The sequence below is a fragment of the Leeuwenhoekiella sp. MAR_2009_132 genome (genome assembly GCF_000687915.1).
GTDB lineage: Bacteria > Bacteroidota > Bacteroidia > Flavobacteriales > Flavobacteriaceae > Leeuwenhoekiella.
Genome location: NZ_JHZY01000002.1, coordinates 228,032 through 251,823, shown reverse-complemented (window position 1 = coordinate 251,823; position 23,792 = coordinate 228,032). Strand labels below are relative to the sequence as shown.

Below are 23,792 nucleotides of genomic sequence, written 5' to 3'. Positions count from 1 at the left end.
TAATTTATTTAAGTGAATCTTTCGGTTCGTTATATGGACCCGGATTTTTACCAAAAACTGAAAAATGTACGTAACGTTTAGGATTAAGTTTTATGTCTTGCATAAGCTCTTCCATCTGCTTGGTAGCGCGCTCCAGGTTATTATACATATCCTTATCATTAATCAATTGCCCTAAACTACCTTCGCCATTATCTATCTTAGAGGTGATGCTTTCTACTTCTGCAATCATATCTTCCATTTTAGTAACTAGCTGACCCACGTTAACCTGAGAAAGACTATCGCTCATCTGATTAAAATTAGCAGACATCTCATCAAGATTCGTGAATGTGCGGCTTAATTTCTTATCATTATCAGACAATAGTTTATTTAATCCCTGCGAAGCTTGTTTAAACGATGCGGCTGTTTCAGTAATATCTGCAATAGCTGTGCGTAAATTTTTACGGGTATCTTGATCTAAAACATCTGCAACACCGGTTAAAACAGAATCTGTACTGTTTATCACAGACTCCACTTTTTTCTGTAGCGGTGTTAGACGCTCATTTACCAGCTCAAAAATACCTTCATCAATAGTACCCTCTAGAGTATCACCAGACTTAGCAACTTCACCGCGCTCGTAATCTGGCACAATAGAAAGAGATTTTCCACCTATTAAACCACCTCCATATATTTGTGCCTTACTGCTTTTTGAGAATTGAAAATCATTTTTGACATTAAAGGTTACTAATAGCATACCCTGCTTGTCTGCAAAATCTATAGATAATACTTTACCTACTACCAGACCATTAATAGTCACAGTAGAGCCGGGAGAAAGCCCCTCTACGTTATCGTAAATCGCATAATAAGTACGGTCATTTTGAAGAAGATTATTGCCTTTTAAAAAGCTATAACCAAAAATTAAAAGAGCTATTGCCACTACGGCTAACAGACCTGTTTTTACCTCTCTAGAAATGTTCAATGTGTACTATTTTTGATGAGCTTCAAATTTAGGAATAAAATCTATTAGGACTTACTACGCTAACTTTTATTTATAACTTAGTTGACCTTTCGCTTTACCCCATTTTTAAAGGAAACAATATAAGCAGACTTATACCCTTTAGCTTTTGCTTCAGAAAGTTTACGTTGAATTTCACTGTAATTTGAGGTATCGCCATAATAATACTTATACAGTTTTCCTTCCTTAGCTCTGGTAATCTCCCCTAAACCTTTAAAATTATATGATTTGGGCTCAACGCTTTTACTACTTGCCGCTATCTGCACCATATACACCTCACCGTCTGAAACAATATCCTTTACCTCAACTGCCGGGACAACTTTAGTTATTCCCAGAAAGTCATTTGCACTTACATTTTCTCTATATTCCTCAATCGCTGTGGCTATTGCGTGCGCTATTTCTTTTTGTCCTGTTGAAGAATTTAAATACTTACCTTCTTCGTTATTGGTAATAAAGCCCGTTTCAATAAGAACACTGGGCATCACTGTTTGATGTAACACAACAAATCCCGCCTGTTTAACACTACGATCTTTACGATTCAGTTTTTCTCTGAAGTTATCCTGAACCAAACTTGCTAATTGAATGCTTTGGTCTAAAAACTCTTCTTGCATAAGTGTAAGACCTATTAAAGACTCTGGTGAGTTTAAATTATACTGTGCATATTTTTCTTCATAGTTATCTTCCAGAAAGATCACTTCGTTTTCAGCCTTTGCAACTTCAAAATTGGTATTATTTCGATGTAAACCCAGCACATACGTTTCTGCACCAGAAGCCTGAGAGGTATGCGCATTGCAATGAATAGAGATAAAAAGATCTGCTTTTGCCTTATTAGCAATTTCACCACGACGATCTAATTCTACAAAAACGTCGGTTTTACGGGTGTATAAAACTTCAATCTCTTTATTTTTCCCTAACTCTTCTCCTATTAATAAAGCGATTTTTAAGGCTACATCCTTCTCTTTTATACCGGTTTTTGAAGGTTTCCCGGGATCTTTACCTCCGTGACCGGCATCTATAACAACTACAAACTTCTTAAAATCAATAGGTTTATCATTAGAAAAAGAATTGCTACATAGCAAACTCAGGGTAAATACAATTATAAAAGATATATTCGTTTTCATATTTGGGGAACGTCATTTAATATCATGCAATTTTACAAAGCCATTTTTAATCTTCATTACTTATGGCTTCTAAAAAATAGATGTAATTTTGGCACATTGGTTTTTGCCCTTTCATTTACAAAAATAGTACTAATCCCATTGCGAACAAAGATCCTTATCGTACTGCAAATTCTAGGCGTATTCCTTATCTGCTGTGGGTCTTTACAGGCTCAGGAGATATCAGTAAATACTCTTAAAAGCATACCTGCAGATACGTCTTACAAACAGCCCGTTAACAAACCTCAAGGCAGTCAACTTACCCATATGCTTGCGCCTACACAACGCGACAGCACAAAGACAGACAGTTTACAACCTGCCCGCGAGCCGCTTACCGATATTGTCAAATACAGTGCCACTGATTATTCTCGGTTTGATAAACGCACTAACAAACTGTATTTATACAACGAGGCAGAGATTAACTATACCGACATCAACATCAAAGCAGGTCAAATTATTGTAGATAACACAAACAATGTTGTTTTTGCAAAGGGTATTTTAGATTCTGCTGGTGTTTACACTCAAGGTCCCGTTTTTGTGCAGGCGCAAAACACCGTAGAGCCAGACTCGATCAAATACAATTTTAAGACCGAAAAAGCGCTTATTTACGGATCTCGTACAAAGCAACAGGAGTTTTACATTAAAAATGAGGTAAGTAAACGGGTTAATGATTCGGTTGTTTTTATGCGCAATGTGCGTTTTACAACCAGCGAGAATGAGGATGACCCCGAATATTACTTCTATGCCCGAAAAGTAAAATTTGTACCGGGAAAGAAAATTGTTACCGGTCTGGTTAACATGTTTGTTTATGATGTTCCTATTCCTTTAGGAGTGCCCTTTGCTTATTTTCCAATGGAAAAAGAAACCAGTGTTTCCGGGTTTATAATGCCATCGCCCGGAGAAAATAACGAGCGTGGTTATTTTCTTCAAAACGGAGGATATTATTTTGCATTAAGCGATTATGCAGATCTTACACTTACCGGTGATTATTATACAAACGGTAGTTATGCGCTACGCGGAAGCAGTGCCTATCGAAAGCGATACAAGTTTAGTGGAAACGTAAACATCAGATATGAAAGACTACTCAATAGCGAGCGTGGTTTACCCGATTTTTCTGAAACAAATACTTATAATATTCAGTGGTCACATAGCCAGGACACCAAGTCGAGTCCTAATTCGCGTTTTTCTGCATCTGTAAACTTAGGAAGTAGTAACTATTTTAGGCAATCTACAAACATTGATAATGTCGCCAGTAGGCTTACAAACACATTAAGCTCTTCGGTATCCTATTCTAAAACCTTTCAGACCGTACCACAAGTTAATCTTGCGCTTACAGCAAGACATACACAAAATACGCAGACGCAGGTTATTAATATGACCTTACCTAGCTTACAGTTAAACGTAGATCGTATTTACCCATTTGCGCCTAAGACCGGCTCCAAAAAAGGAATTATAGAAAACATCAACTTCAACTACTCCGGTAGTGGGGAAAACCGTTTTGAAACCACAGACAGTTTGTTTTTTACAGCTCAAATGTTTAGAGATGCAGAATTAGGAGTAAGACACAGCATCCCTATTACAACAAACTTTAAACTTTTTAAGCATTTAAGCGTATCTGCAAGTACAAACTATCAGGAAAGCTGGGTTTTTGAAACCATCAACCAGAGTTTTGACACAGAACAACGAAAAATTGTTGAGGATACTATAAATGGTTTTGATCGTTTTAATACCTATAACTTCAGTACAAGTTTAGGTACTACGTTATATGGCCAGTTTAATTTTGGAGAAGACAAAAAGATACAAGCCATACGTCACGTAATTAAACCTTCAGTTTCTTTTAATTACAACCCGGCTTTTGATCAGTATTATGAAACGTTCTTAGCACCAGAATTAGATGATCCTAATGGAGATTTAACGCGTGAGGTAACCTATTCAAGATTTGATGGTGGCTTTTACGGTGCGCCGGGTAATTTTAGTTCGAGTGGCGTCAGCTTAAGTATAAACAACACGGTAGAGGCAAAAGTTAGAGATAAAGACAGCACCGCTGTAGAGCCTAAAAAAATAGATCTTATTAGCAACCTTGCGATATCTACAAATTATAATTTTCTGGCAGATAGTTTAAAACTGAGCCCTATTTCGGTACGCGGAACGATTCCTATAATTCAAAGTAAATTGAGTGTTAACTTCAATATGACTTTAGACCCGTATGCCTTAAATAACAATAACAGACGTATTGATAAATTGAATATTCAAAACGGTGGAAGTTTATTTAGATTAACTAATGCCAGCGCCAACTTTGGCTATTCCTTTAGCAGTAAAAGTTTTGAAAAAAACAATGACGGAGAAGATACCCAGACTGCACGTAATGGCGCCAGGCGGGATAATTTGCTTGGTGAAGATGGTGATCAGCTAAGAAATAAATTTAATGATAAAGATGAGGGCGAAGAAGACGATGACGTAAAACGCGAACTTTTTAATTATAAAATCCCCTGGAATTTACGCGTAAATTATAATGTGAATTACGGAAATCTTACACGCCAAAATATGATAACCTCTCATGCTGTAAATTTTAGTGGTGATGTAGAATTAGGCGAGCGCTGGTTTGTAGGAGCGTCTTCTGGAGTTGACTTAACTACCGGAAAATTTACACCTACTCAATTGCGGTTTGCACGAGATCTAGAAAGTTTTAATATGACGTTTGCCTGGACTCCTTTTGGCACCTATGCTTCCTGGAATTTCTTTATAGGTATAAAATCAAGTGTATTGAGCGATTTAAAATATGAGAAGCGTCGCTCACCAGATCAGAGACTTTAATTTAATTTTTTTAAATATAGACTTATGAAAAAAATAATTAGTACCCCTAATGCTCCCGCTCCTATAGGCCCATATAACCAAGCTGTATTTGCCGGGGACACTTTATATATAAGCGGTCAAATACCATTAGACCCTAAAACTGGCGAGCTAGTAAGTGGTGATATAGCTGAAGAAACTAAAATGGTTATGCAAAATTTAGAAGCTATACTAACAGAGGCAGGACTTACATTTGAGCACGTAGTTAAAAGCTCTATTTTTTTAAGCGATATGAATAGTTTTGCTGCTGTAAATGCAGTTTACGCCACAGCTTTTGATGAGCAAACAGCACCCGCACGTGAAACTGTAGAAGTAGCAAATCTTCCAAAATTTGTAAATGTAGAAATTTCTATGATTGCTGTTAAGTAGTCTGAAACACGCATAAAAAAAAGCTGCTAATGAGAAATTATCCTCATTAGCAGCTTTTTTAATTTAGTTTTAAGGTTTTTATTAAACCATAATATAATTCTTGTGGTAAGCTACAAGACCTTCTATGGGTCTCTTTAAAACCTTTCCTATTTTCAAGTCATACTCTTTTAATAAATCTCTTAATTCATCCTGAAGATAAAAAGAAATAGAGCCTACAAAGTGAACTGGTATTTCTTTAGCATTCTTAAATTGAAGAATCTGGTGTTCAATAAATAATTTAAAGCCTTTACGTATTAGCTTTTTGCAATACTCGTGATCTTTATTTGTAATTAAGAAACGTGCAAATTGCGCCAAATATGTATTAGGATTAGGCATTTTATATAAATGATTTTTAATGCTTTCTGCAGTAAGATCAAATTGCTTAGCAAACTCGTAAGCTAGTTCTTTTGGGATTTTGTTAAAATGAAAGTCACGTAATAATTGACGTCCAAAGTAATTACCACTACCGTCATCCATCAAAATATAACCTAAAGAAGTTACCTTTTGTTCTATATTCTCTCCATCATATAAACTGCAGTTAGAGCCTGTACCTATGATACAAACAATTCCGGGTTCGTTCTTTTTAGTAGTAGCATAAAGAGCAGCATAGGTATCTTCTTTAATATCTATAAGTTGCGCTTTGTCAAAAAATTCATCAAAAACACCTTTAATCAATTCTTTAGGTTTAGTAGTACCACAACCTGCACCGTAAAAGTAAACGTGAGTCACTTCGTGACGATGTTTATACAATTCATAGTTATTGATTATTCTCTCAGTTAAGATTTCAGCAGACAATACTTGTGGATTTAAACCAAAAGTCTGTGTTTGAAAAATCTCAGCTCCCTCAGCATTCAATGCGATCCAATCTGTTTTCGTTGATCCGCTATCTACTAATAATATCATATTTTTTTGATGTAAGAGTTAAAAAAAGCCCTTTAATTCAGAAGTTGAATTAAAGGGCTTAAAATTATAAATCAATTATAGCGTGTTAACGTATTCTGCTAAGTCAACTAATTTGTTTGAATAACCAAACTCATTATCATACCAAGATACGATCTTAAAGAATTTTGAATTTAATTCAATACCTGCACCAGCATCAAAAATACTTGTACGAGGATCACCTATAAAATCTTGAGAAACCACATCTTCATCTGTGTAACCAAGAACACCTTTCATCTCTCCTTCTGAGGCAGCTTTAAACGTCTTCTTAATATCTTCGTAGCTGGTTTCTTTAGATAAACGTACTGTTAAATCTACAACCGAAACATCTGCTGTAGGCACACGGAAAGCCATACCCGTTAATTTCCCTTTTAATTCAGGAATAACTTTAGTTACAGCAACTGCAGCACCTGTACTAGCAGGTATAATATTTAATAATGCAGAACGACCACCTCTCCAGTCTTTTTTAGAAGGACCATCTACTGTCATTTGAGTAGCAGTAGTTGCGTGTACGGTTGTCATTAATGCTTCATCAATACCATAAGCATCATTTAATACTTTAGCTAAAGGAGCTAAACAGTTTGTAGTACAAGATGCATTAGAAACAATTTTGTCGCTGGCTTTAACATCTTTATGATTAACGCCCATTACAAACATAGGCACATCTTTAGAAGGTGCAGAAATAACAACTTTCTTAGCACCAGCCTGAATGTGGTAATCTGCAGTTTCTAGTGTAGTAAATATACCGGTACACTCAGCAACAACATCTACGCCTGCCTCGTCCCACTTCAAGTTTTTAGGATCACGCTCAGCAGTGATACGTACTGTTTTACCATCTACAACAAGATGACCGTCTTTTACTTCTACAGTACCGTCAAAGTTACCGTGAACAGAATCATATTTTAAAAGGTATGCAAGGTGTTCAACATCTAAAAGGTCATTAATAGCTACAACATCTACGTTATCACGTTTAACTGTTGCTCTAAATACGATACGACCTATACGGCCAAAACCATTGATACCTATTTTTAAATTTCCCATTTTAAATTACTTTTAATTAGAATTAATATTATGTGGTCATTATTTCAGACACACGCACAAGCTCTTTGTTAATTTCAGTTTTTCCTTTAATCGCTTTTTCTATAGGATACAATATCATTTTTTCATGTTGTATTCCTACCATATAATTGCTTTCTCCTGCAAGTAACGATTCTACAGCTTTTACACCCATTCTACTTGCCAGAACTCGATCATAACAACTTGGTGAACCACCACGTTGCATATGACCTAAAACTGCGACTCTCACATCATAGCCTTCTAAATGCTCATCTACATAATCTTTAAGCTCAAAAACATTTTTACCAGTTTTATCACCTTCAGCCACTACTACAATACTAGACATTTTACCACTGGCTTTACTGCGCAGTAATGATTCTAATAAGCGTTCAAGACCTAGATTTTCTTCCGGAATCAATATTTCTTCAGCACCCGCTCCTACTCCTGCATTTAATGCAATGTGACCTACATCACGCCCCATTACCTCAACAAAGAAAAGTCTGTTATGCGAACTTGCAGTATCTCGTATTTTATCTATCGCTTCTACAGCTGTATTTAATGCCGTATCATAACCTAATGTACGATCTGTACCGCTAATGTCATTATCTATAGTGCCCGGAATTCCTATTACAGGAAAATCAAATTCTGTATTAAAAAGAAGACCACCGGTAAAGGTACCATCACCACCTATGACAACAAGCGCGTCAATATTATTTTCGAGTAGATTGTCGTGAGCAATTTTACGACCTTCAGGGGTTCTAAAACGGTCTGAACGAGCAGATTTAAGCATCGTACCACCTCGGTTTATTATATCACGTACACTACGCGCATCCATGGGTGCAAACTCACCATCAATTAAACCTTCATACCCTCTATATATACCAATACAATCAACTTTATGATATGCACACGTACGCACCACAGATCTAACTGCAGCATTCATTCCCGGAGAATCCCCACCGGAAGTAAGAACTCCGATTTTTGTAATTTTTTTTGCCATTTACTATTGAATGAACAGTAAAAATAGGAATCTCTAAGCACTTTCCTAAGGCATTAGCGATGAATTTAAAGGTATCCTCAATTTCAATCGTTATCGTTAACAACTTATTTTTTTTAAGACGTCAAATTAGGGACTTTACAATCTAAAAGGGTAGTTTTTAAAGGATCAGAAAATAAGAACGGCTCAAAATAGCATATTCTTATTAAAATATGAAGATATCAGGTAATCCCTATTCGATAGGATAATCAGAATCTGATTGAATTATTTTGATTTCTTCTTCGACTTCGCGAGCTTCTCCTTTAAATACTTTCTGAATTAACTGCTTGAATGTATCAAAATCTACAGAATACGATACTCCTGCACCTTGCGTATAACCATCATTATCGCTGGCTACAAATTGTATATCTGTCTGGCGGTTAAAAATAGTTGCGCGAAGAGACCCGTCTTCATTAAGTAGAAAATTAACTTCTACATTACCCACAACGGCACGCTCACTTACGCCGCCTACGGGTACACCTACTTTACCATTTATTATAACACGGTTAGAAATCTGTGTAGAAAGTGTAAAACCAAAACGTCCTGAAGTTTGCAAATCTGGCCGATTGTCTGCCTGCACATAGTCAAGCCCCACACTAAATTTACCATCTTCATCAGACAATAAATCATTAAATATGCCCGATGCTGTTTCTATTAAATTACCATAGGCGGCAGATTGTGCATCAATACCATTTTGACTAAAAAATGATCCTTGAGTCACTAGTGAAAAGGCCTGCAATTCTCGGGTTGCTCTGTTATCTAGTCTGTAGTTAAGTTCTGAGGTCACAATAGAACTGGTATTCGGAAACTCAAAGTCAAAAGTGATTTCCGGCTGCATTAATTCGCCATCGAGATTAATAATCACATTTACCGGTATTTTTCGATTAACTGAAGGGTTTTCTAAAAGTATAGACGGGTTTGCCTGTGTTCTGTAAACAGCACTTATATCAAGCAAGGCTTCAGTAGGTTCACCATCCCAGCTAATCTTACCTTCTGGAATAATATCAAATTGCTTTTGTACTACACCACTGTATCTAAAGTTATAGGAACCTTCGTAGGGTGTAAAGTCACCAAACATATTAAACTTTCCATTAGTATTAATCTGTATTAATAAATAACCCGCACCACGGCCTTTAAGCGTACTTCCGTTTGTCTCGTCTACGACAATTTCTACTTCAGCATCACGTGTAACTTCTAAATCAAAATTAAGTTCGAGTCCCTTAAATTCTTTAATAACAATCTCCTCACCGTCTAAACGCGCCTGTTTTTCTTCGGGACTTAAAAAATAAATATTACTACTATCTCCAAAAGATTCTGTATCACTTAGTGGAATTTTAAAAATAGTTCCCTTCTCTGTAGTTGCCGCAACATCTATTACCAGCTCATCTGTAGGCCCTTTTAAACTCGCGTCACCACTTATAAAAGCCGTACCATAATATAAAGCAAAATCATCTTGTTTTGTATCTAAAACCAGTAAGCGGTCTGTGGTTACATCAAGATCAAGATCCCAGTTTCTAAAAAATTGATGACTTATAGTACCGGTTAAAGTTCCCGTAGTCTTGTATTTAACATCAGATAAGGAGACCGAGTTAAATTTAAATTCTTGATCACTTAAGGTTACTCGCGCAGTGCCTTTAAAGTCATAATTAGTATTCAAATAAGGTATAGATAAGCCGGCATCTCTAAGAAGTAATTCCCCATCAATATCTGGATTACGGTAATCTCCGGTAATTTGCGCTCTACCACTTGCTAGACCTCGTATTGCTGAAATCACATCGCCCCTAACGGACTAAATGCTTGCAGATTTAATTTCCGAAGCTGTACATCTAAATCTATTGCAGGGTTTGCAGCTTCTAAATTTATAGTTCCTAAAGCGGTTAGTGTTTCAACATTTTCATTACGCAAGCGAGTATCAATTTTATAACTCGTTAAGCTCTCGTTACCCTTTACTGAAAGGTCGAGATCGCCCATTAGAATATCGTTTATCGTAAAATTGCTGATATTCACATTACTATTAGGCAGATACACTCCTTCTTTCTGTAAAATATCAAGATTTCCATTTACAAGACCGCGTAGGCTAAGACTATCTATATAAGGTGTAATATGCGATAGACGTACCTGTTCAAAATTTGTCTTAATGTCTTTAAAAGTACTGTCTCTTAAAATACCTTCAACAGAAATGCGCTCTTCTTCATGAGAAAGAATAAGTTCTCTAACATCTATGTTTTGAAAGTTATTACTGAAGACTATTTTATTGTCTTTATTATCTGCTTCATTTAAAAACCAAAGGTTATTTTTAAATTTAAGACTACTCTTCTTAAATCCTAATACCGAATTATTATCAGGATTGATCGTATGGTAAAAACTCAAATCGTAAACATCTTGCTTCTGCGGACCGCCCTTAAATTCAGAGCGCATAAATAGCGTATCTTTTAATGTAACATTAATGAGATTAAAGTCACTTACTCCATAAATACCACTACCTATACTGTCTGCTTCAATAAAGGTATTAAACAGCGGATTCTTATTATCTACCCGTACATTTATAGATTCTGCGAGAATACCAAATGCTTTTATACGTGGTGATCTAAATGTAAGTTTAAAGTCTGAATCGTCAGAAATCACGCTCCCTCTTACAAAAGTATTAGGCTCTAACTCTATATCTGGTACAAGAACCTCAACAATCTTACTGTAGATCTGAATATTAAAATCCATAAACTGATCTGTAGTAATAGTCTGCGGCTCATAGTTTGTATATAGACTTCCTATTGCATTTCTAAAAAGAGCTTGTACATCACCTATTCTGAAGTTACCTGAAACCTCACCTGATATGATGTCTGGAGAGTTTATGGTAATTGTACGTAAGCTATCTTTAAAGGTAGATGTGATCTCAAAATCTTCAAACTCATACAGATCGTTAGTGTTCTCAAAACTAGATTTGCTAAACACGATACTACCAGCTGCATCATCAATATTTGTACCCTGCATATCTATAACAACCTGTCCTTTTAAGAGCGCAATACTGTCATTTAAAAAATTGAGTTTCGCCAGATCTAAGTGATCAATTTCTGCAGTAAAATCATATGTATTAACAGCCTGGGTAACATCTATAAGACCATTAAAAGTTAGATCTGCATTAGGATCTCTAATACTTAGGCGACCATCAAAAACCGGGTAACTTAAATCACCTGATACTGTTATAGCCTGATAGTTGTATTTGTTATAATTTATTCTATTAATTACACCCTCTACGTGTGTATCTAATGTAGCTGCTTCTATACCTTCTCCATTTATCAGAAAGTTAAAAGTAACAGCACCTAGTTTAGGAACCTGTAAAAGCCTACCTAAATTAAAATTTTCAGCACGCACCATACCTACATAAGTCGCCAGGTCTATATTACTGGTATTTGTTAAATCGATATCGGTTTCAATAAGCCCAAGATCTGTTTTGATTGTTGTTTTAGAGTATATCGTATTTTCGGTAACATTTAAAACTCCCTCAAGATCAACGACTCCTAAACGCACCAATTCTTCGGGTAAATTTGTTCCTAAAACACCAGGTAATAATGCTGTTAAATCTAAATATGAAGTTTGTAATTGCTTGTAATCACCTTCAATAGTGAATGTATTGTTATCACCTAACAAATTTCTAAAACGTACATTTCCCTGTATACGACTTGTATTCAGGCCGCTTAAATCGAAGTCTGAAAGTCTAAAATCATTGAGTGTACCTTTCATTTTTCCGTTAAGCGATAAGGTTTTATCAGCTCCAAATTCCGCATAAAAAACCTGTAAATCTGTCGTTGATATTTGAGTATCGTCAAAATCGATATTAAAGATCACCCGGTTATTAAAATCCTGAAAAGCGTCATCTTTAGTATCCATAACCACATCGCCCTTCAATACCGAATACTCTGTAGTTAGTCTAAGATCTTTTAAAATAATGGTTTCTGGATTGTATTTGAAATCTGCCTGCAGCCCGCGCAAATGATAATCTCTTGCTGCATCGAGCTGTAAATCTTTTATCTGAGCGGTAACTGTGACATCGTCAAGTTTAAAATCTTCTGCCAGCAATTGTAGATTAGTATAATCTACTACGGTAGGCGTATCTAAATCTTCATCGGTAAATTTAAAATGCATATTGATTAACTCTACCTCAGAAGATGAGAGTCTAAAAGGTGTAGAAGGTGGTGCTCCTGTATTAAATTTTTGAAAAAAAACATACAGGTTGTCATTTTCTTCACCTTTATACTTACGCACATACAGCTTAGAATTTTCTAAAGCTATATCTCCTAAATTCATTTGACTATTCATCAAAGCTTTTAAGCTTAACAAACTCGTTTCTACTTTCTGTGAATAGATTAAAGTATCATTATGGTGATCTGCAATATAAACTTCCTTAATTGAAGCAAAACCATTATATTTTATATGAATTTTACCTACCGAAATTTGAGTGCCATATTTTTCGTTGAGTGAAGTAGTAACTTTATTAGCGATAAATGTTTGTACAGTAGGTATCGAAAATATGACGACTAGCAACGCAAACACACCTATCACTAAGAATAGGGTACGTGTAACTATTTTTCTAAATTTTCTGATACGTTTTTAAGTTTTAACTTTGCACAATATGCGATCTACAAAATCTCAAAATACCTCTTAAGAAGTAGCGCGCTCATAAATTGAACCTGTTTAAGATCTGCCTTTCGGCATTGATTTTATTATGGGTAAAAGTACATTAACAATCGGTATGCTTAACTCCATTATGCCAAAAAATAATACCTACATCCTAGCTATTGAATCATCTTGCGATGATACTGCCGCTGCTGTGCTTCTTAACGACAAAAAGCTTTCAAATGTTGTCGCCGGCCAGGCAGTGCATAAACAATATGGTGGCGTAGTTCCTGAACTTGCTTCTAGAGCACATCAACAAAATATTGTTCCCGTTGTTCACGAGGCGCTACGCGTTGCAAATGTAAAAAAAGAAGATCTTTCAGCGATTGCTTTTACCAGTGGTCCCGGTCTAATGGGCTCCCTCCTGGTAGGCACATCCTTTGCAAAATCATTTGCGATGGGACTAAATATCCCTTTAATAGATGTAAACCATATGCAGGCACACATTCTGGCTCATTTTATAGATGAGGATGGGTATGACAAACCTACATTTCCGTTTCTTGCTATGACAATTTCTGGTGGTCACACGCAGATTGTACGTGTTGATGATCATTTTAAAATGACTGTTTTGGGGCAAACTATTGATGATGCGGTAGGAGAAGCTTTTGACAAAAGTGCAAAAATATTAGGCCTACCTTATCCCGGCGGACCCTTAATTGATAAATATGCCAAGCTAGGAAACCCTAAAGCTTATAAATTTACAAAGCCTAAGGTTGATGGTTTAGATTTTAGTTTTAGCGGATTTAAAACTGCTGTTCTGTATTTTTTTCAACGGGAGATTGCTAAAAATCCTACGTTTGTAGATGAAAACCTCAACGATATATGTGCCTCCATTCAATATACAATTGTTGAGATTTTAATGGATAAAATAAAAAAAGCGGTAAAAGAAACCGGCATTACACAAGTTGCTATAGGAGGTGGTGTTTCTGCAAATAGTGGAATTCGGGAAGCGCTTAAAAAAGCGGAAGCTAAATACGGCTGGAAAACGTTTATCCCAAAGTTTGAATACACTACAGATAATGCAGCAATGATAGGAATTGTAGGTTATTTAAAATACATGTCAGAAAATCTTATAAATACAGGTTTTAAAGAAACCCGTGTAATGGCGCAATCTCGTCTTAAAATATAAGTATGCAGTTATTTTATAATCCAGATATTGCTGCAGAAGCAACACAGGCAACCTTTCCTAAAGATGAGAGTAAACATATAGTAAAAGTTCTACGGAAAAAAGCGGGAGACCTTCTTGATATCACTAATGGCTCAGGAAACTTTTTTAAAGCCGAAATCACAACTGCAAGTCCGTCTGGATGTATTGTAAAAATCATCGAAGTCACGACTCAAAATCCCCTTCCCTATGAGTTACATATGGCAGTTGCCCCAACTAAACTGAATGATAGATTTGAATGGTTTCTTGAAAAAGCTACCGAGATAGGCATCACTGAAATCACACCCATAATTTGTGATCACAGCGAGCGTAAAGTAATTAAAGAAGATAGATACGAGCGTATTTTACAAAGCGCTATGAAGCAGTCGCTAAAAGCCTATATTCCTAAATTAAATCCTGCTATTTCTTTTTCTGAATTTATTGCGCTTACTACAAATTATGTAGGTGTAAAATATATTGCGCATTGTGAAGAAACTTCTAAATTCTCACTGAAGCAAAAGTTACAAAAAGGAGGTTCTAATCTCATCTTAATAGGTCCCGAAGGCGACTTTTCTACTTCAGAAATTGAGAATGCTTTAGAAACAGGTTTTATCCCCGTTATGCTTGGGGAAAGTAGATTACGTACTGAAACCGCTGCGGTAGTTGCCGTGCACAGCGTCGCTTTTGTTAATGAATAAGCTTTAAAATTAGCCCATAATCTTAACCAGTAATTCTTTTAAAATATCACCTTGTGGTAATTGATTTGCGCCCACACCTTTTCCTTTCATATCGGCATCACGTAAGAGATTAATTATAGAGCTTACTTTTTTCATGGGGTAATTGCGGCCCGCATCAACATATTCCCCAACAAAATACGGACTCACACCTAAGGCTTTTGCTACAGAACTTTTGTCTTTACTAGGCAAACCGTGATACATTAACAATTTTTGAAAATACTGAAAAAGCAATGCTATAGTAACCACCATAGGATTATCCTTAGGGTTTTGAGAAAAATAGTTAATGATTCGGTGCGCTTTCACAATCTCCTTATTACCTATTGCTTTGCGCAACTCAAAATTATTATAGTCTTTACTAATTCCTATATTTTCTTCAATAGCAAGTGGTGTAATTGCACTACCCGCCGGCAGAATCAGCATCAATTTTTGAAGTTCATTATTTATTTTAGAAAGATCTGTACCTAAAAATTCAACAAGCATATGAGCCGCTTTAGGCTCTACCGTATAATTTTTGCTGCTCATCACTTTCCTGATCCAGTCACTTACCTGGTTGTCATACAGTTTTTTACTTTCAAATACGAGACCGTTTTTGACTAAGGCTTTGTAAACCTTCTTACGCTTATCTATCTTTTTGTATTTGTAGCAAAAAACCAGCACGGTAGTATGCTGCGGATTTTCGGCATAGGCCTCGAGTTTGTTTTTCTTATCCTCGCTCTGTGCATTAATCTCACGAGCCATATCCTGAGCCTCTTTTACAATTACCACTTGATGTTCAGCCATCATCGGGTAGCGTTTGGCTTGAGCTACTACATCATCTAGCGATACATCACGACCGTATAAGACCATTTGATTAAACCCGCGTTCCTCTTCGGTTAAAACCTGATCTGCTATAAAATCTGCCAGCTGATCTATATAATAAGGCTCTTCCCCCATTAAAAAATAAATAGGTTTTAGATTTCCATTTTTAATATCCTTAACTATACGGGTAACTTCTTCCACAAAAGATCTATTTAATAAGGCTTAGCAGTATAAACTTGGTAAAAATTATAAAGGTTGATTACCTTTGAAACGATGCAGCAATTGAATTTTCCCAGGTATACATTTCGGGTCAAAAATAGCGAAAATAAACCGCTTATATTTGACGACATTCGCAAAAAATTTGTTCGGCTAACGCCGGAAGAATGGGTGCGCCAACATACTGTCGTACATATGCTGCAAGCTTACAACTATCCCATTTCTCTAATAAATGTAGAAAAAGAGCTCAAGGTTAATAATCTTTCTAAACGGTATGACGTTGTTATTTTTAACCCAGACGGAAGCATAAAGCTTATCGTTGAGTGTAAAGCACCTAAAATTAAAATCAATCAAGATACTTTTGATCAGATTGCGCGATACAATCTGGCATTAAAAGCAGAGTATCTTATGGTAACAAATGGTATTAATCATTACTATTGCCAGATGGATTATGAAGCAGAAAAATATATTTTTCTTCCAGACCTTCCTACCTATAACCCTTAAACACATCTTTTGAAAGTAGCCATAGTTATACTCAACTGGAACGGCAGACACCTGCTTGAAGAATATTTACCTTCAGTAATTGCGCACAGTGCACATGCGGCTCATATATATGTTGCAGATAATGCATCAACAGATGACTCTGTTGCATTTATAACGCAACACTTTCCGCAGGTTACCTGCATAGTAAACAAAAGCAATGGCGGGTACGCTAAAGGTTATAATGATTCTCTTAAAGGTCTTTCTGAAGATTTATTGGTTTTAATGAATAGTGACATTCTCACTACAAAAGACTGGTTAAAACCTATTATTCAAGAATTTATAAATGATGATCAATTAGGTGCTGCACAGCCAAAAATACTAGACCTAAAACGCAAAACACATTTTGAATATGCCGGTGCAGCCGGTGGCTTTCTTGATGCTTTGGGATATCCCTTTTGTCGTGGTCGTATCTTTGATACTGTAGAAGAAGATCGCGGCCAATATAATGACACGCTTCCTATATTTTGGGCAAGTGGCGCTTGTTTAGTCGTGAGAAACGAACTCTTTTGGAAAGCAGGAGCTTTAGATGAGCTCTTTTTTGCCCATCAGGAGGAAATTGATTTATGCTGGCGTATTCAGGCAGAAGGTTTTACCATAAAAAGTGTAGGAACGAGTGCTGTATACCATTTGGGCGGTGCGACACTAGAACAAATGAACCCGCAAAAGACGTTTCTAAACTTTAGAAATAATCTTATACTACTACTCAAAAACGTATCTGGTTTTAAAGTCTGGATAATTCTATTTTTTAGAATGTGTCTAGATGGAGTTGCTGCACTAAAATTTCTTTTAGAAGGAAAATCTGACCACTTTTTTGCTATTTTAAAAGCTCATTTTGATTTTTACTCAAAATTATTTTTAGTTATTCAAAAAAGACGTAACACCAAGAAAATCAGACACTATTCAAAGATTAACACTATAGTTTGGACGTATTTCATACGGAAAATTAAGCACTACAACGAACTCTTTTAACAAAATTTAAAGTATTGTTAAGTTTGGCTTTTTGCATCGTATTTTAGGTATATTTGGGTCCAATAAATTAAATAGAAAACAACTAAATTATGAGAAAATTAATGCTTGTATCAGCTTCTGCTTTGATACTACTTTCCTCTTGCGTATCTCAGAAAAAATATGCTGCATTAGAGGCAAAACAACAAGAAACTCAAGACATGCTAAATTCAGCAACTGTCAAATTGAACTCTTGTTTAGCTCAAAGTGAAACGTTACGCGAACAAATAGGTGATCTAAGAAAAACAAATAATAGTTTAATTGACACTCAAGGAAATTTAACTACTTTATCTACTAAAGGAGCAGAAAACTTAGAGAAGTCTTTAGAGCAAATGAAAGAAAAAGATCTACAGATCAAAACTTTCCGTGACGCTTTAAACAAGAAAGATTCTGTTACTCTAGCTTTAGTTACCAGCTTAAAAGGTGCTATAGGTAACTTAAATGATGAGGATATCGAGATCAACGTTGAGAAAGGTGTTGTTTACGTTTCTATATCAGACAAGTTATTATTTAACAGTGGACGTTGGGATGTAACTAGCCGTGCTAAACAAGTACTAGGTAAAGTCGCAACAGTTGTAAAAAACCAACCAGAAATTGAGTTTATGGTTGAAGGTCATACAGACAGCAAAGCTATTAGCACTGCAGTTATTGAAGATAACTGGGATTTAAGTGTTAAACGTGCAACTTCTGTAGTACGTATTTTACAAAAAGAATTTGGTGTACCACCAGAGCGTATGGTAGCTGCAGGTAGAAGTTATTATGTTCCTGTTGCAAGCAACGATACAGAAGATGGTCGTGCTCGTAACCGTAGAACTCGTATTGTAGTTCTTCCTAAACTTGATCAATTCTACAAAATGATCGAAGACGGAATGCCAAAAGCAAAATAAGTTTTTCTAATTCTAGAAAACGAAAAACCCGGTCAATTGACCGGGTTTTTTATTGCCTTATAGTTTTTAAATCACAAACTTAATAAATAACTGAAAGCTTTTTTATTACTGTACTTTTTAAGTTATGAATCAGACTTAAATAAAGTTCAGATTATGAACTACTAATTTTTTAGTGATTTAAATAGTTAATGAGCCTTTACCTTCCCGTATTAAAACAGCTTCTCCACTGGTAAGGTCTATTACGGTAGAAGGTACATTATCCCCATAACCACCGTCAATTACAACATCTACAAGCTTATCCCACTTTTCTAAAATAAGCTCGGGATCTGTAGTGTATTCCACAACCTCATCTTCATCATAAATAGATGTAGATATAATAGGGTTACCCAGTTCTTTTACAATTGCCCGTGCAATATTATTATCAGGAACTCTTATCCCTACCGTTTTTTTCTTTTTAAATACTGAAGGTAAGTTATTGTTACCGGGTAATATAAAGGTATAAGGACCAGGCAAAGCACGCTTTAACAGCTTAAATGTAGGTGTGTCTATCTGCTTTACATATTCAGAAATATTGCTTAAATCTTCGCATATAAATGAAAAATTTGCCTTTTCAAGTTTAATCCCTCGTAGTTGAGCAACACGGGTTAACGCTTTAGTACTCGTAATATCACAGCCTAAACCATAAACAGTATCTGTAGGGTAAATGATAACACCATCATTTTTTAAAATCTTTACAATACGCTTAATTTCGCGTTCGCTGGGATTATCGTTATATAGTTTAATAAATTCTGCCATAATTATGCTTTTTCAACCTCGCTTTCAAGTTTAAGAACCGCAGAGCCATCGCCCTGTTTAATATAAAGCGCTTTGTTGCCCTCTTCCCCATCTCGGGTAATTTCAGAACCATCTATAGTTCTGGTAATCTTTTTAGTATAGGTTTTTTCAACCTTACCTGTGGCAGTCCCATTACCCCATTTCCATTTTACTTCACTTCCTTCTCGTATCATAGTTTTTTTTCTAAAGTTAACAGAGCTCGTTATTTTACAGAGCAATTCTAACAGAAGATTAACGAGTTAGGCCTTAAAAATCTAAATACGATTTGATTATTTATAAGAATTTAATTTTTGAAGATTGAACTTTATAAAAGCTTCCCATTGCTGCTCGACCTCTTTATTTTGAGAGTGATTGGTCTCTTTATCAAACCGAATTTGCATAGCTCTACGTTGCGCTTCAATACCTTTGTAAATTTTTTGAATTTCGGCTTTAGAGTTTTGTGTAAACTGGTATTCAGCAATAGCTTTTCTAAGCAAACGAGCGTGCAATTCAGATATATCAAAGTGAGTTTGCTCGTGCGCCAGTGTATTTTCATCTATCAATTTGGGCTTATACCATGATAAATTAGGGTAAAAATTTGCCGAAATTATAGAAGCTTTTTTAACCAGATAGCCTTTACTATTAATGGTATATTTATGACTCAAACCTGAATTTGCAGTTGCAGCGTAAGCGCTTCCTCGATCTGGAGTAGCTTTAAAATCTGACCATTCTAGAGGCTTATTTGCATTCCAGGCAAAACGATATTCTTTCTTTTGTACCGAAATAAATATACCAGCGCAAACTATCAAATAAAATAATCGAAGCATTTAGGTCTTTTGTTTTTTCTTCTTTGCAGCCGGAAATAAGACATTATTTAAGATTAGACGATATCCGGGACTTGTAGGGTGTAACTCTAATTCGGTTTTAGGATCTCCTACCCTATGCTGGTAATCTTCTGGGTCGTGACCACCGTAAAATGTAAAGAAACCTTTGCCTTTAATGCCGTGTATGTATCGCGCCTCGCCGTTTGCCTTATTTTCTCCTAAAATTAAAACGGTAGCCTTAATCTCTGAAGGATTAAAAGCCGTGGTTTGTCCCATAAAACCCTTTACTAAAGCAGTATGGTTTTGACATAACATGGTAGGAACAGGATCCCATTTTGCTGAGAAACTTTTTAAACCAAAATAATCGGTATCAGGATTTACATTACGTACAGGAGTGGTATCTATACTCGAAAATTCATATTTAATGGGAGAGCGCTCTAAGGTGAAATCTTTAAAAGCAAACGTGCGCTCATAATCTATCAATGTCTGATAATTAGCATCAGAAGCATCACCATCAAACATAGGTTCGCAAATATCTACACCAGCTGCAGAAAGTGCAATATCAAAACTATCTGTAGCACTGCACATCGCAAACATAAAACCACCGCCTATCACATAATCACTTATCTTATTTGCAACAGCAAGCTTCTCTTGAGAAACTTTATTAAAACCTAGCTCTGTCGCTAAGGCCTCGGCATTTTGCTTTTCGGTTATATACCAGGGTGTGGCTCTATAGGTACCATAAAATTTACCGTATTGTCCTGTAAAATCCTCATGATGCAAATGCAACCAGTCGTAAAGTACCAACTCGTCTCCCAGAACTTCTTTGTCATAAATTTTAGTATAGGGTATTTCTGCATATTCTAAAACCATAGTAACCGCATCATCCCAGGGCACCGAACCATCTGGAGTATAGACCGCAATTTTAGGAGCTTTCTCTAGAACAACAGCTTCCATATTTTGAGACGGACTATCAATTTCTGCGAGAATACTTTCTGTTTTTGCATCGCTAAGCACTTCGTAAGATATACCACGTATTTTGCACTCTCTTCTTAAACTTTCAGAATCCTGAAGCAAAAACGACCCACCTCTATAATTAAGAAGCCATTTTACATTTTGTTGCTGAGCCAGCGACCAATAGGTAATTCCATAAGCTTTTAAATGCTCTTTTTGACTTTCTGCATCCATTGGGATGAGAATGTAAGAAGCAAAAGCCTGACCAGACAGCAAAATCGCCATTATAATCAAAAGTAAAGATTTGAAGCTATTGGGTTTCAATCTAAAAAATAATTTGAAATTAAGTATATTCATAAGCAATGCTGAAAATACAACGTAGCAAAGAATATGCCTAGTATAATTAGTTTGATTTTGGTCGTAAAATTCCGACCATATGATTAATTGCTAAACCAAAATAAACGTTTTCCTTATTGTAGATAAATTGAGGAGAAATACTAAGTCCGTAAAAACGCGTAGTAAACTCAATTCGTGGGGTTAATAACAAACTGATAACGTTTGAAGACTCATTACTATAGGTGTAATTCTCAACGAGAAAAGAATCATCTACCGCTTCAAAATTAAAAGCATCTTTAATATGGGTAAAACCTATTCCTCCCATAAAATTTAGGCGTATGTTACCTGATTTATTTAAAACTAAAATTTGACCGGCTTGAAAATCATATAAGGTGGTTTCTTCTAAGGGCTTAACCAGATTAAGCAGCAAAATCCCTAATAAACCTGAAGAATAATCATCTGGCTTATTCTTAGATGCTCTTATCAATTGAGAACACCCTGCAGCAAAAGAATATTTTTGGTTATAAGTATAGTTAAAACTAACCGAAGCTCCCAAGTGAGTGCCTAAGGAGGCACCAGCTTCAAAATAAAATGCATTTTTTTCAATGAATTGTGCCTGTAAACAACCCACTATAAAGCTAAATAGTAGTGCAGTTAAAAACCCTTTTTTCATAACACTACTTTGTATTATAGATGATAAACCCAAGAAATAGTTGCGTCAATTATAAGCAAAAAAAAGGAAGCCCTTTAAGCTTCCTTTTTTACTATAATATAAGTTCATTTTAATTAAAAAGGAACTTCATCTTCCCCATCCCGATCAAAACCACCATCATTCATAGAGCTACCAAAAGCCTGATCTGGCGTAGGCGTAGGAAATGACTCTGGTCTAAAAGTATCATCATTAGCTGCTGCATTTTGATTCATTGCAGATTCAAATTGATAGGGCGTATTAAAATCATCAAGGTTATCAAACTTACCTAGATGCCCTATAAATTTAAGACGTATATTTTCTAAGCCACCATTACGGTGTTTTGCGATAATAAATTCTGCCTGACCATCTGTTGGGCTACGCTCTTCATCATCCCACTCGTCAATTTTATAGTATTCGGGACGGTAGATAAACGAAACAATATCTGCATCCTGCTCAATTGCTCCAGATTCCCTAAGGTCGGAAAGCAAAGGTCTTTTACTACCACCACGTGTTTCTACTGCACGTGAAAGCTGCGAAAGTGCAATAACAGGAACCATTAATTCTTTAGCAAGTGCTTTTAGGTTACGGGAGATCATCGAGATTTCCTGTTCTCTGTTTCCGTTCTTTTGACTACCACCCGCAGTCATTAACTGCAAATAATCTATAATAATCATTTTAATACCGTGCTGTGAAGCAAGACGACGTGCTTTTGCACGTAAATCGAAAATGGAAAGTGACGGGGTATCATCTATAAACAAAGGTGCTTTCTCAAGACTTTTAACCTTCACATTAAGTTGCTCCCACTCGTGTTTCTCTAATTTACCCGTACGTAGTTTTTCTGACGAAAGCCCTGTTTCTGACGAAATCAAACGCGTAATTAACTGCACCGAAGCCATCTCCAGAGAGAAGAATGCTACAGGAATACCTTGCCCTACGGCAATATTACGCGCCATCGATAAGGTTAATGCTGTTTTACCCATACCCGGACGAGCAGCAACAATAATTAAATCACTAGGCTGCCATCCCGATGTTAATTTATCTAAACGATCAAAACCAGATGGAACCCCTGAGAGACCTTCTTTGTTAGAGATTTCTTCAATCTTCTTTTTAGCCTGAATAACTAAACTTTGAGCAGTTTCTGAACTACGCTTAATGTTTCCCTGAGTTACCTCATACAACTTACTCTCTGCAGTATCTAAAAGATCAAATACGTCTGTCGTCTCATCATACGCCTCTTCTATAATTTCGTTAGAAATCTTAATAAGACTTCGCTGTATGTATTTCTGTAAAATAATACGCGCATGATATTCAATATGGGCTGAAGAGGATACTTTTTGGGTTAATTGAATCAAATAATAATCACCACCTGCCTGATCAAGCTTAGCCATTTTTTTTAACTGCTCAGAAACGGTTAATAAGTCTATAGGCTCACCATTTTCAAACAGAGCACGTATTGCATCATAAATGTGATGATGTGCTTCTTTATAAAATACTTCAGGGGTTAATATATCAATTATTTCATCAACACCCTTTTTATCAATCATCATAGCCCCAAGCACAACTTGCTCTAGATCAATTGCTTGTGGTGGTATTTTACCTCGCTCCAACGAAATAACTTCTTTTGATGGATTGATGTAGTTGGGTTTTGTTTTTACTTGTTCCATTAGAGCAAATGTAAAGAATGTGTTAAGGGCAGCTTAATTTTCTACTCCTCGGTTATCCACTAGAAGTTAACA

The 23,792-nt window shown here is 36.0% G+C and carries 21 protein-coding genes; 7 read left to right on the top strand and 14 right to left on the bottom strand.

Features of this window, described 5'->3' with window-relative positions:
• Positions 1–4: 4 nt before the first annotated feature.
• Together P164_RS01105 and P164_RS01100 are read right to left on the bottom strand one after the other, a co-directional pair.
• Entirely contained in the window at positions 5–955 is a 951-nt protein-coding gene (locus P164_RS01105; protein ID WP_028374643.1) for an MlaD family protein, read from the bottom strand.
• Positions 956–1,032: 77 nt separating this feature from the next.
• Entirely contained in the window at positions 1,033–2,112 is a 1,080-nt protein-coding gene (locus tag P164_RS01100; RefSeq protein ID WP_028374642.1) for an N-acetylmuramoyl-L-alanine amidase, read from the bottom strand.
• Between the two features lie 24 nt (positions 2,113–2,136).
• On the opposite strand from P164_RS01100, the gene P164_RS01095 reads away from it, so the two are divergent.
• Both P164_RS01095 and P164_RS01090 read left to right on the top strand, forming a co-directional pair.
• On the top strand, positions 2,137–4,962 hold the full coding sequence (locus tag P164_RS01095) for a putative LPS assembly protein LptD (RefSeq protein ID WP_081817291.1): 2,826 nt from the start codon (positions 2,137–2,139) through the stop codon (positions 4,960–4,962).
• A gap of 24 nt (positions 4,963–4,986) precedes the next feature.
• Positions 4,987–5,367, top strand: coding sequence for a RidA family protein (locus tag P164_RS01090; RefSeq protein WP_028374640.1), 381 nt, complete (start codon positions 4,987–4,989; stop codon positions 5,365–5,367).
• 81 nt (positions 5,368–5,448) lie between these two features.
• On the opposite strand, the gene P164_RS01085 is transcribed toward P164_RS01090, so the two are convergent.
• The 5 genes from P164_RS01085 to P164_RS18905 form a co-directional block, all read right to left on the bottom strand.
• Positions 5,449–6,309: an N-acetylglucosamine kinase gene (locus P164_RS01085; protein ID WP_028374639.1), complete on the bottom strand. Its 861-nt coding sequence runs from the start codon at positions 6,307–6,309 to the stop codon at positions 5,449–5,451.
• A gap of 75 nt (positions 6,310–6,384) precedes the next feature.
• Complete coding sequence (gap, locus tag P164_RS01080; RefSeq protein WP_028374638.1) at positions 6,385–7,386, bottom strand: type I glyceraldehyde-3-phosphate dehydrogenase; 1,002 nt, start codon at positions 7,384–7,386, stop codon at positions 6,385–6,387.
• 28 nt (positions 7,387–7,414) lie between these two features.
• Positions 7,415–8,401 (bottom strand): 6-phosphofructokinase, encoded by a 987-nt coding sequence (gene pfkA / locus P164_RS01075; RefSeq protein WP_028374637.1) that lies wholly within the window; start codon positions 8,399–8,401, stop codon positions 7,415–7,417.
• 229 nt (positions 8,402–8,630) lie between these two features.
• Entirely contained in the window at positions 8,631–10,211 is a 1,581-nt protein-coding gene (locus P164_RS18910) for a translocation/assembly module TamB domain-containing protein (protein WP_234405805.1), read from the bottom strand.
• Complete coding sequence (locus P164_RS18905; protein WP_234405804.1) at positions 10,208–12,985, bottom strand: hypothetical protein; 2,778 nt, start codon at positions 12,983–12,985, stop codon at positions 10,208–10,210. Before P164_RS18905 ends, P164_RS18910 begins: the two co-directional genes overlap by 4 nt.
• A gap of 214 nt (positions 12,986–13,199) precedes the next feature.
• Here P164_RS18905 and tsaD point away from each other — a divergent pair, with 214 nt between their 5' ends.
• The gene (tsaD, locus tag P164_RS01065; RefSeq protein ID WP_028374636.1) at positions 13,200–14,237 is read left to right on the top strand and encodes a tRNA (adenosine(37)-N6)-threonylcarbamoyltransferase complex transferase subunit TsaD; all 1,038 of its coding nucleotides are present in this window, start codon (positions 13,200–13,202) and stop codon (positions 14,235–14,237) included.
• Positions 14,238–14,239: 2 nt separating this feature from the next.
• Positions 14,240–14,950, top strand: a complete 711-nt coding sequence (locus P164_RS01060; RefSeq protein ID WP_028374635.1) for a 16S rRNA (uracil(1498)-N(3))-methyltransferase — start codon at positions 14,240–14,242, stop codon at positions 14,948–14,950.
• Positions 14,951–14,959: 9 nt separating this feature from the next.
• Here P164_RS01060 and holA read toward each other — a convergent pair whose 3' ends face one another.
• Positions 14,960–15,988, bottom strand: a complete 1,029-nt coding sequence (holA, locus tag P164_RS01055; RefSeq protein WP_028374634.1) for a DNA polymerase III subunit delta — start codon at positions 15,986–15,988, stop codon at positions 14,960–14,962.
• Between the two features lie 72 nt (positions 15,989–16,060).
• On the opposite strand from holA, the gene P164_RS01050 reads away from it, so the two are divergent.
• The 3 genes from P164_RS01050 to P164_RS01040 all read left to right on the top strand — a co-directional run bounded on the left by P164_RS01050 (position 16,061) and on the right by P164_RS01040 (position 18,438).
• Positions 16,061–16,507 carry a type I restriction enzyme HsdR N-terminal domain-containing protein gene (locus P164_RS01050; RefSeq protein ID WP_028374633.1) on the top strand — a complete coding sequence of 149 codons (447 nt, stop codon included), beginning with the start codon at positions 16,061–16,063 and terminating at the stop codon, positions 16,505–16,507.
• A gap of 9 nt (positions 16,508–16,516) precedes the next feature.
• Positions 16,517–17,515, top strand: a complete 999-nt coding sequence (locus tag P164_RS01045; RefSeq protein WP_028374632.1) for a glycosyltransferase family 2 protein — start codon at positions 16,517–16,519, stop codon at positions 17,513–17,515.
• A gap of 89 nt (positions 17,516–17,604) precedes the next feature.
• Entirely contained in the window at positions 17,605–18,438 is an 834-nt protein-coding gene (locus P164_RS01040; RefSeq protein ID WP_028374631.1) for an OmpA family protein, read from the top strand.
• 177 nt (positions 18,439–18,615) lie between these two features.
• On the opposite strand, the gene P164_RS01035 is transcribed toward P164_RS01040, so the two are convergent.
• The 6 genes from P164_RS01035 to dnaB form a co-directional block, all read right to left on the bottom strand.
• Positions 18,616–19,233 carry an L-threonylcarbamoyladenylate synthase gene (locus P164_RS01035; protein ID WP_028374630.1) on the bottom strand — a complete coding sequence of 206 codons (618 nt, stop codon included), beginning with the start codon at positions 19,231–19,233 and terminating at the stop codon, positions 18,616–18,618.
• Between the two features lie 2 nt (positions 19,234–19,235).
• On the bottom strand, positions 19,236–19,445 hold the full coding sequence (locus P164_RS01030; RefSeq protein ID WP_028374629.1) for a DUF2945 domain-containing protein: 210 nt from the start codon (positions 19,443–19,445) through the stop codon (positions 19,236–19,238).
• 96 nt (positions 19,446–19,541) lie between these two features.
• Complete coding sequence (locus P164_RS01025; RefSeq protein ID WP_035899275.1) at positions 19,542–20,078, bottom strand: DUF922 domain-containing protein; 537 nt, start codon at positions 20,076–20,078, stop codon at positions 19,542–19,544.
• The gene (locus tag P164_RS01020; RefSeq protein WP_035899274.1) at positions 20,079–21,314 is read right to left on the bottom strand and encodes a hypothetical protein; all 1,236 of its coding nucleotides are present in this window, start codon (positions 21,312–21,314) and stop codon (positions 20,079–20,081) included.
• Positions 21,315–21,432: 118 nt separating this feature from the next.
• Positions 21,433–22,038, bottom strand: a complete 606-nt coding sequence (locus P164_RS01015; RefSeq protein WP_051621108.1) for a hypothetical protein — start codon at positions 22,036–22,038, stop codon at positions 21,433–21,435.
• A 113-nt stretch (positions 22,039–22,151) separates the two neighbouring features.
• Positions 22,152–23,720, bottom strand: coding sequence for a replicative DNA helicase (gene dnaB, locus P164_RS01010; RefSeq protein WP_028374625.1), 1,569 nt, complete (start codon positions 23,718–23,720; stop codon positions 22,152–22,154).
• Positions 23,721–23,792: the final 72 nt, after the last annotated feature.